The 9,837-nt window shown below is 41.8% G+C and carries 11 protein-coding genes; 3 read left to right on the top strand and 8 right to left on the bottom strand.

From position 1 onward, the window contains the following. The first annotated feature begins 305 nt into the window (after window positions 1–305). The 3 genes from E1160_RS02405 (at window position 306) to E1160_RS02395 (ending at window position 2,879) form a co-directional block, all read left to right on the top strand. Entirely contained in the window at window positions 306–824 is a 519-nt protein-coding gene (locus tag E1160_RS02405; protein WP_155153397.1) for a YbhB/YbcL family Raf kinase inhibitor-like protein, read from the top strand. Window positions 825–853: 29 nt separating this feature from the next. After that, window positions 854–1,624 carry a helix-turn-helix transcriptional regulator gene (locus tag E1160_RS02400; RefSeq protein ID WP_155153396.1) on the top strand — a complete coding sequence of 257 codons (771 nt, stop codon included), beginning with the start codon at window positions 854–856 and terminating at the stop codon, window positions 1,622–1,624. A gap of 70 nt (window positions 1,625–1,694) precedes the next feature. Further along, entirely contained in the window at window positions 1,695–2,879 is a 1,185-nt protein-coding gene (locus tag E1160_RS02395) for a zinc ABC transporter substrate-binding protein (RefSeq protein ID WP_155153395.1), read from the top strand. 19 nt (window positions 2,880–2,898) lie between these two features. Here the strand turns inward: E1160_RS02395 and E1160_RS02390 are convergent, their stop codons facing one another. Genes E1160_RS02390 through E1160_RS02355 form a run of 8 tightly spaced genes read right to left on the bottom strand, consistent with a single transcriptional unit; the run spans window position 2,899 to window position 9,744 of the window. Further along, a complete protein-coding gene (locus E1160_RS02390) occupies window positions 2,899–4,557 on the bottom strand; it encodes a hypothetical protein (protein WP_155153394.1) in 1,659 nt (552 codons plus the stop codon). Window positions 4,558–4,562: 5 nt separating this feature from the next. After that, window positions 4,563–5,249 (bottom strand): hypothetical protein, encoded by a 687-nt coding sequence (locus E1160_RS02385; RefSeq protein ID WP_155153393.1) that lies wholly within the window; start codon window positions 5,247–5,249, stop codon window positions 4,563–4,565. Beyond that, window positions 5,246–6,469: a hypothetical protein gene (locus E1160_RS02380; protein WP_155153392.1), complete on the bottom strand. Its 1,224-nt coding sequence runs from the start codon at window positions 6,467–6,469 to the stop codon at window positions 5,246–5,248. Before E1160_RS02380 ends, E1160_RS02385 begins: the two co-directional genes overlap by 4 nt. A 43-nt stretch (window positions 6,470–6,512) precedes the next feature. Continuing rightward, the gene (locus tag E1160_RS02375) at window positions 6,513–7,118 is read right to left on the bottom strand and encodes a hypothetical protein (protein ID WP_155153391.1); all 606 of its coding nucleotides are present in this window, start codon (window positions 7,116–7,118) and stop codon (window positions 6,513–6,515) included. A 36-nt stretch (window positions 7,119–7,154) separates the two neighbouring features. Further along, entirely contained in the window at window positions 7,155–7,760 is a 606-nt protein-coding gene (locus E1160_RS17065; RefSeq protein ID WP_218048660.1) for a hypothetical protein, read from the bottom strand. A gap of 25 nt (window positions 7,761–7,785) precedes the next feature. Continuing rightward, on the bottom strand, window positions 7,786–8,187 hold the full coding sequence (locus E1160_RS02365; RefSeq protein ID WP_155153390.1) for a hypothetical protein: 402 nt from the start codon (window positions 8,185–8,187) through the stop codon (window positions 7,786–7,788). Window positions 8,188–8,228: 41 nt separating this feature from the next. Then, entirely contained in the window at window positions 8,229–9,122 is an 894-nt protein-coding gene (locus E1160_RS02360) for a hypothetical protein (RefSeq protein WP_155153389.1), read from the bottom strand. Between the two features lie 55 nt (window positions 9,123–9,177). Continuing rightward, window positions 9,178–9,744 (bottom strand): hypothetical protein, encoded by a 567-nt coding sequence (locus E1160_RS02355; protein ID WP_155153388.1) that lies wholly within the window; start codon window positions 9,742–9,744, stop codon window positions 9,178–9,180. Window positions 9,745–9,837 lie beyond the last annotated feature (93 nt).

Raw genomic sequence — 9,837 nt, 5'->3', positions numbered from 1 at the left:
ATATAGAGATTAATCACTGTATAAATCAGCCAGATAATAGAACCCATGAATTTGTCTTTCTTTCTAAGTCAATCCGATTGGAAAATAGCATAGAAATATCATATAGGCGGCGCAAGCATTCTGTTCAAGTTATTGATGGCTGCATTTACAGAAGAACGATTGATTACTCGACTTTCCTTGATACGAGAATTAACATAAATGCTCATATTATATATTATTTATGTGAAAATGAGTTATTGTGGCGATATTTTTCATGCTGTTGCTCGTATCTTCAATCCATTGATTGACATGATGGAGATAAGAAAATGTTAAGAATAATCTATGCGATTGGTTTTGCGTTGATCGCTAATACGTCTTTTGCTTTGGATTTAAAAAGTAAGGATATTGAAGAAGGTAGCCGTATTCCGGAAATACATCAGTTTAATGGTTTTGGTTGCTCTGGGGGGAATATTTCGCCGCATCTAAGTTGGTCAGATGTGCCCAAAGGTACTAAAAGCTTTGCGATTACGGCATTTGATCCGGATGCGCCAACCGAAAGCGGTTTTTGGCATTGGAGTATGATCAATATCCCGAGAAGTCAAACCAGTTTGGATCGGGGGACAAGCATTGGTTTTGAAAGTAAAAATGACTATGGATACAATGGTTATGGCGGGCCTTGCCCACCAAAAGGGGATGGTATGCATCGTTATCAGTTTACCGTTTGGGCCTTGCCACAAGAAAACTTGGAGATTCCTGTAGGTGCTTCAAATGCAGTTATAGGTTATTTTTTGAACCAATTGCATCTTGAAAAGGCCCGTATTACAGGCACATTTGTTACTGAGTAATCTAGAGATATTTAGGTCGGATCATTCACATGAATTCAGTTGTTGAAACGCAGATTTTCAAAAGCCGCAGCCCACAAAAATTGCGAAATGTGCCTATACGCTTCCCTACAATCATTTGGGTTCAAAAGGGGCATAAGGAGCTGTTTTTGCGTGATGAATTGATGAAGCTTGATCCGACCAATTGGTTAATGACGCATGCAGATCAATACCTAACCTTTTTGAACATCCCTGAGGGGATAGATTTCCAGTCGAAATGTGTGACATTCAAAGTTGCCCCGCCGATGGAGATGCTGGAAAATCAGTTATCTGATTTTAAGATGCCTTCACCAATCATAAAACGTCAGGTTAATTTAGATTATTGTCTGGAATTTATCACATCGGATGGTTTTAAAAATTTATCAGAAGCAGCACAAACTCAATTCATCTATGGGTTTTATGAGGTGCTTAAAGAATTGAATATGTTGTCTATGTTATTTCCAACTCAGTGGAATACATATACTCAGAAAGTAATTCATCTGGTCAGCAACAACCCGGGGTTTGATCATCGCCTTGATGATATCGCGCAATTGCTTTTTATGAGCAGAGCGACATTAGCCCGTAAATTGGATATAGAATTCACAAGTTTTAGAAAGATTTTGAGAGAAGCGCGTATGAGTTTTGCTTTAACATTGTTACAAAAATCAAAAAAACCCATAGAGGTGGCTTTAGCATGTGGATATAAGTCGGAAGCGAGATTTTCCGCACAATTTAAAAAACAATTTGATCTTTCTCCCAGCGAATATGCACGTACAATTAATTAATAAACTGCTTGCGTCCAAAATTGTTATGTTATAACAAAACATGACTAATTGATTTTTCCGAAATAGGTTTATGATGCAGAAACAATTTATGGCCGCTTTGGCTGCTGGTTTACTTTCTTCTTCCATGTTGTCCTCCGCCTATGCAGCAGACAAACCGTTGATTGTGACAACAATTCCACCCATTCAAGGTTTGGCTGAAGCTTTGGTTGGTGATTTGGCAGAGGTGCAACCATTGTCTAATGCAGGTGCGACACCACATGGCCGTACTTTGAAGCCAAGTGATGTTCGTAAGCTGACAAAGGCAGATATGGTTGTTCAGGTTGGCCCTGTTTTGGAAAGCTCCATCCAGAAGGTTTTACATTCAAATGTTGAAGATGATCATCTTTTAACTTTAGAGGAAATTAAAGGATTACACTTCTTGGAAATCCGTGAAGGTGGTGTCTGGGGAGAAGGCCATCACCATGATCACGACCACGGTCACGGCGACCATGATGATCACGGCCATGACGACCATGCTGAGGAACATCATGATGAACATGGTCACGATGATCATGCACATGAAGAACACGGTCATGATGACCATGGGCACGACGACCATGCGCATGATGAAAAAGAACACAAAGACCATGATCACGCCGAACATGAAGGTCATGACGACCATGATCATGAAAAACATGCTGAACATGAAGAACATCATGATGAACACGGGCATGAGGAACATTTCTCTGGTGATGGGCATGCACATGATCCACATCTTTGGTTGAGCGTGAAAAATGCGAAGATGATGGTTGATGCCATGGAAAAACAACTTGTGGCGCATTCCCCAGAACTGAAAGATGGTTTGGCGGAAAGAAAAACCGCCCTTATTGCAAAGCTTGATCAGTTAGATAAGGATTTATCCACTCAATTGGCAGGATTAGGGGACGTTAGCTATTTAGTGTTTCATGATGCTTACCAGTATTTCGAAGATAGCTATGGCTTAAAGCCTGCAGGTGCTGTTTTACTTGATCCTGAAAGAAAACCGGGCGCAAAACGTCTTTCTGAATTGCGTGAATTTGTTGAACATAACAATGTAAAATGTGTTTTCACAGAACCACAATTTAAACCAAAATTGGTAAAGGTTCTTCAGGAAGACACTAATTTGAAAACAGGTGAACTAGATCCAATCGGCTTTGGATTGAAAGCTGGTGGCAATCAGTATTTCGAATTGATGCAGAATTTATCTACATCATTAAAAGGGTGCTTAACTAAATAATTTCCTCCACCCACTGAAATTAGTTATGCACCTGATAAGGCAATATGGTTAAACTGACCCGACTCAAGTCCATATTGCCTAATCTGTCGAAAAAGTCGCCCGCTGTGGCGGCTTTTTCTATGGTCTGATTTATGCTTTCCCCTAAGCGTGGTGCTAAGGATTGGAAGTCGAAATATTCATTGCTGGCAATGATCACGATAGCTTCTTGATCTTCTTTATTGCCTCTGATTGGCATGGGTGCTGTCATCAATTGTGGCTCATCAGGGCGAGGTAATATCAAAGGACGTCCTTTGGTTAAGGCGATCGCTTGTTGATCTTTGGTTGGATAGATACGGATCATGCTGCCATCTGCAAACCAGCCGTAAATACCTACATTTGTATGTCCTGCAGAAGATAGATTGATATGGATTTTATCTCCCGCTCTATAGGATGCTTTATTTAGTTTGGCTTGAATGGTTGGTGATAATTTCGTGCCAATGGCTTTGACTTCAGCATGTAATTCAATCGCAATGTTTTTACCGTTATTTGTAGCAGCGAGATCAACAATACTTTCTTTGATTGGAATGCCGAATTTTAAACTATTTAGCAGAATAAGAGAGGCTTCGGCTTCGGTGGCAATTTTTTCAAAAGCAGGGGCGGGTAGGCCGGATGCCTGAGAAACTGCCCGGGCACGGGCTAGATTAATAGCACCACGTCTGGCGGCATCTGCATCCAATTTATCAGAAATAATCGCTTCGCCTGTCGCTGTGAAAATTTGACCTAAATTATGGTTTACATTTGTCACCTCTGTTTTTGGCAAAGAGGAGGCTTTGATAAGGCGACTGCCAGAAGTCACAATTTTTCCATTATTTTGCATAGTCACATGTAATTCGTATACATCAACGCTGGTTTTGTTAAGTTCGCCTTTTAAGCTGTATTGCTGGGATAACTCCGCAGGCGGTGTTAGTGCATCATTCAGCACTTTGTTTGCTTCATAACTTTCAAGGGCGGATTTATAAATTTTCCCAACTTGTTTTTGCAACTCGCCAGAAAGTCTATTTCCCAAAAGTTGAGATAATTCAGTTTCGCGTCCGCTTTGCATATCGATAATTACGGGGCGATAAGTAGAGTGTAGGTCGTTAACTTGTGGTGCTAGATTTAGGGCTAAATTTTCCAACGCATATTTGTAATCGGTAGCCCCTTCTTTTTGTAGGTCAAAAGGGACCTCAATCTCGCGTGTAGAATAAGTGATGGCATTTTGTAAATCGGATGCCACACAAGAAAGGCGAATTGCATTCGACAAGCTTTGCGGGTGACAAATGATTTCGATATCAGCTTGGGCCGCTTCCAATAGCTTGGTCGGATTTGCCATATAATATTCTTCACGTGCTTGCAGCAATTCCTTCATATGGCGTTGATCGATATAATGAAATTCACCAAAATCTTTATATCTATTCAACGCCGTATAAAACTGAAGATAAAGCTTATCAGCAGCTTGTGGGTTCAAAGATGTTTCACCTTTGAAGAAAGGGCGAAATCCAATCTTAACGCCTTCGCGATAGGCAAAGATATCATTGGTGATATTACGTGCCAGCTTGTTTAACTGCTTGGTTGTATCTGCTTCTTCAGCAAATGCGATTTGCGGTAAAAAGGGAACAAGTGTTAAGGAAAGACCTAGAAGTAAAGATTTAAATTTCATGTTTCTTAATAGCTATTTAGCGGATCACGAAGGTTCGGAAGTGTGGCTAGAATACGACGTGCTAAATCATCTGCCAAGGAATGATGTACATCTTCATCAAATGCGAGACTATTTGCTTCAAATATAGCAACAGCTGCATCCAATGGTGTTAAGGGGAGGCCACCATTATGGCGATCGGCTATATGCCTACCACGCCATAAAATGTCATCCTGTCCATCAGTCGTGATGCGTGCCTCAACACCTACTGCTTTACGCGACCAAAAGAAAAGGTAATTCCCCTGATCATCCAACGGATGTAGGGAGATGAAATGATAACAATTCCGATTGGCTTTCCAAACTTGACGATCCGATTGATGGCTGAGATCAAATGCCAATTGACGACTAAGTGTGTCACGGTCCTGTGGGCCAATGACCCGGTTAACTTTGCTATAGAGATGCCGGGCAAAGGCAGATTCGATCGTTTTAGAGGTTGATAAGGTTGTCCCATTTTCATCAACAATCGGTAGAACTGTAATACATTCAGGGGCTTGTCGGAAATATTCTTCCTCAAGTTCAAATTGTACTTCACGTTGGAAGAAAGAGGTTGAGATTTCTTTTCCCTGATAATGTGTCTCACGGGTAGAGTTACAGGCGGTTATTATAACAGTAAGTAAGCTGAGGCCTACAAGATGTAGGATGGATACGTATTTCATGTCCAGCCTCCACAATTTCTATAGAGTGGAGTGAAATCAATGCTTCCACTCACTGAAGTACCATCAACATTGATATTTTCCAGACGTAAATTGCCATTGCTTAGGGTATATCTGCCTTGAATGTCATTGGCTTTTAGGTAGTTGTCTCCAATCAATTGTTGAAGCCCACCAAGTAAGATGGCATCAGATTGACGTGGGAATAGGCGAACAGGGGGCAAGTTACCGTGCAAATTATTCTGACGCTGGATTTGACGAAGTTGTGTGCGTTCTTCATTTGGTAAGCGGCCGGATGGTTGACGTAAAAAACCACTATAGAGATCCGGATTTAAATCCCAGCTACCTATTTCATCTGCTCTATAAAAAGTTGATTGTGTCAGGATGGCACTAACCATGCCATAGCATCGCGTGAGATGTGTATAGAGGCGTTCACGGTTTTGAGCATTTTCCGGCCAGATAATTTGAATGGCTGGTCCTTGCCCATGTTCTAACACTTTCAGCAAACTGCGGCCTGTTTGAACGGTTTCACGGTTTTTAATGCTGGCTGTAATTGTTGCGCGAGCATTTTGGGACTCTTTAACGATTGTGTCGTCCTGTTGTTTAGGTGATTGATTTCTTAAGTTATCTAGATCGGAATTATCCAGTTCAGGTTCTGCCACCCATGTTGATTGATGCTTTGTTTGTTCATCAGATTGAGTTTCGATCATTTCAGATAGAGGTTCTATCTTTTCAATCGGTTGATCCGATAGCACATGATTTGCGGTTTCTTTAAGCGCTGTTATCTTAATTCGATCAGTTTGTTTTGGGGGAGCGTTTTCCGATACTTGCAGCGTAGATTTTACCAATGTGGATTTTTCAGTATCAGACTGAACTTGCAATGGCTTTATAGTTTTGATTTTTGCCGAAGTAATTTCTTCTTTTGGCGGCGTATGGGCAATAGTCTCTTGTTTCACTTCTTGAATTGGATCAGGTGTAAGATCCTCCGAAACTTCCATTGGGGGTGGTTCAGGTAGCGTAATTGCCGCCATATTCATTTGGGGAAGTTCGGATATGTCGAGTTTGGGAACAGAGGGGATTTCTGTTAATTTTTCTTCAAGCGCAGGTTGGGGTGTGTCACGCGGTTTTTCTGCGACATTTGGCAAGAGTTTGATAATCAGAAGAGTTGCAAGGCATAGCATTGTCACCATTCCGATCATATCTTTCATATCAAACTTTCTACCCATTAATTCTCTCCGGCGTGATGCATATAGATTTGTCTACAAATTCTTAGTTAGACAAATCTAGGAACATTAATTCCAGACTATTAACCAATTTATCTAATTCCTTTTGGCGAGATTGGGGTGTCATCATTGCTTCCCCTTCTGCCAATTGAATATTGTTAGGGGCAGCAGCAACTTGAACAGGCATATTGCTTTTTTCTGGTATTCCTAAGCCACCGGTTTCAACAGACGGCGCATGTGTAACAGGTGTTTTTACCACAGTTGTTGGCAATTCTTCTTCGATGAGATCACTTGTTGTGTCATCAATTTCTGAGACATAAGGTGTTTCATGCGTCTCAATGGTGTTTTCTTGGATAGATAAAGGCATTTGTTGATGTGCCAATGCATCGGCAACGGCATTTGCAACAATTGTCTTAATATCGTCTTCAGATAAGGGTTGAGGACTTGTTTCCTGACTGACTGTGATCATTTCAGCGATCATTGGTTTTAAGTCCTCGGCATTCAACGATGCCAATGTTTCTTTCTCTTCGTTGATTTCCGGGGTTGTGTTAGCAGTAAACTCATCTTTTACCGAAGTGAGACCTAGCTCTTCACCAAAAACAAGATAACCTAAAGCAGCTGCGACGGTGACATTAAAGATTAGAAATTTCATGATCTTCGTCCTTATAATTTATCTAATAGTGACTGGTTAAGCTTGGTTTTCTAATATCGCTTCACTGTTTTTAGTCATGATATGTGCATGACTGATAAGAAGCGCCCCGCGCAATAAAGCGGCAGTTGGCAAACCAATAACAGTCGTCATAAAGGCAAGTGAGAATTGTGCTGTCAGACTACGAATGACGTCTTGAACAGTTTCTGGTGTCAGGGCTTGCTCGGATAATCCACCAATGCCAAGACTGATCCCTAGTAAGGTGAATGTCAGAGCCAATGTGGTAATACCAGCAGCCATATGCAGGCCAGTTTCAAGCCAAAGGTTACAATTCGCCATATTCTTCTGGCGTGTCATATTGGCGAGGCTAAACAAGCTGCCCGCAATTAAAATCGCAAGAAGGCCGATAAAACCGTATCCCAAGATGCTCTCTGCCCAAGATGCAATTTCCGTCACGGATGTCTTGGTTATGGCGACGGCGCCACCCAAAACCAAGACTGTTAGTCCTAGGAAGTAACTCACGGTGCGAGATAGATTTCCGGCAACAAGGCGTAACTTGTTTAAAGCCTCTGCAGATTTTTTTGGTTGAGGGGCTTCAACAATTTCTGCGTCAACAGTATCGTGGGTAGGTGACATATCAGACATAACCAATTCCTTTTACTTGGATTTATTATTGGCGGCCCACATGGGCGTTCATCACGCTGTTGGTTGTGATGCCCATTTGCTCCAGCCATAAATCCATCATGGAAACATCTTTCTCGATGGAAGAATGGGCTAGGAAGGTCAGGTCGTAATTTTGAAAGGCCACACGCACTTCCGGGGTATTTTTTCCTTCCAATGTTTTGTCACGCAGAACCATACGTTCCATATCAACCAAACGGTGTTTAGATGTATTGATCTTATCTGCACGTTGTTCTGCGGAAATAGAAGGGTTTAACAATGTTTGAATGATTTCCGCACGTTCGCGTTCCAGATTTTCCAATGTACCTGCATGTGCAGTCGTAATGGATAAAGTGGCAAAGGTTGCAATACCTAATGCAGTAAAGGTTTGTGTTACTTTGTTTTTCAACATGATCAGTCTCCTGTCATTAAAATGGGTTAGATGCTTTGAGCTTAGTTTAAGAAGAGGTCGACGTTATCGGCCGGATCAAAGGGGCTTTGATCTTCTTCCAAAGATTCAGCCAAACCACCCAACTGGATTTCTTCTACTTCTTCGGCAAGTGCCATTGCGTCTAAGGCGACCAATTTCGCCATATAGCCAAGCAATTCATCTTTCTGGTCCAAAAGGGCAACTTCGGATTCACCATCCTGAATCAAACGCTTGATATAGTCTTGTTTAGAGATAGGCTCTCCATCCATCTGAGCTGATTGATTCATCGGATGGCCTTCGATAGCGGCGGCTAATTGTTTTAAAGCCAATTCATTTTTCGCATAATCAACAGAATACTTACTGCGTTTGGCGCCAGGTTCACCGAAAACTTCCATATCAACTTTGTCAGACATGGCACTGAAACGTTGTTTTGCTTCTTCCTGTTGCTGGATCAAAGCCTGTGTTTCAGGCGTTGTACCTTGGTTATTGCGTTCAAGTTTACGTAACAAGCGTTGATAAAACTTAATACGTGTTTCTGCATGCTTGCGTTGCATATCCTGACGTTCGCCCATTAAACGGATATAGGCTTTTTTCTCTGCCAGATATTGATGCTGTAGCTCAATACGAAGATCACCTTCTGCCATTTCTGCAGCTTCCTGCAAATCTTTCAACGAAGCTTTCTTGGCAGCCATTGTGTCCGTATTTTCGCTTAAAGCAGATGCCAAAGCAGAACTTGCGAAATCACGTTCTACGGCACGTTTTAAATAGGTTGCTGGCATTTTAACCAATTTCTCACTCGCGGTTGGTGCCCAATCCGCGGTGGATGCAAATACTGTGGCCGGTGTAGTGGACATCACAATTGCGGCCAAAGCTGCACTGCAAATCAATGTCTTTCCGAATTTAGATGTTTTGAACATTTTCTGTCTCCTTTGGGGCAAGTTTTAAGCAGCTCTTCTTATTTTGTGGCGTTGCTTAATTTGTGCTCCAATATGTTTTGCGGCGCATTTCTTGTTTCAAATCTTTGCTGACATTCAGCATAGAGAATTGCCCGAAAGAAGATGCTTCTTCACGATTTAAAAGGGCATTCATAGTTTCTGTGAAAGAAGACCCATCGGCGTAATATAAATCCTTGCCTGAAAAGGCCGTTGTAAAGTTATCCAAAGATTTTTGGGCTGCGGCGATATCACCACCTTTCAGATAGTTCTGGATGGATAGACCATAGGCGCGCATGCGTTCTTCAACGGCGATACCTGCTACATTTGGGCCTAAACCGGATTCACATGTCTGTACCATTTTGGCAGAAGCAATATATTGACCTGCGGATTTGTTGGTACGCGCTTGTTGATCTAAAGTTAGAGCCTCTGCAATACAGTCACGATAGTCACGCATTGCAGCAACTTCTTCAAAGCGTGCTTGTCGATAATCAATACCTTCATTAGAAGCTTCTTGAGTGGTTGTTTGACATGCGGCAAGAACCGTTACAGCCCCTGCGAACAAGATTGCTTTGGAAGTTAGCGATGATGTATTTAGCTTAGTCATAATAGCAGTCCTTTCTGCATCAAATTCTTTCTGAATATGCAATGAAGGGACTAGGACGTGAATTTTTGATGTAGCGCTGAGAAAAGTTAATTT

The sequence above is a fragment of the Curvivirga aplysinae genome, from assembly GCF_009711445.1.
GTDB lineage: Bacteria > Pseudomonadota > Alphaproteobacteria > UBA8366 > Aestuariispiraceae > Curvivirga > Curvivirga aplysinae.
Note: the sequence above shows the minus strand (reverse complement) of the source record. Positions and strands in the feature narration are given on the sequence as shown.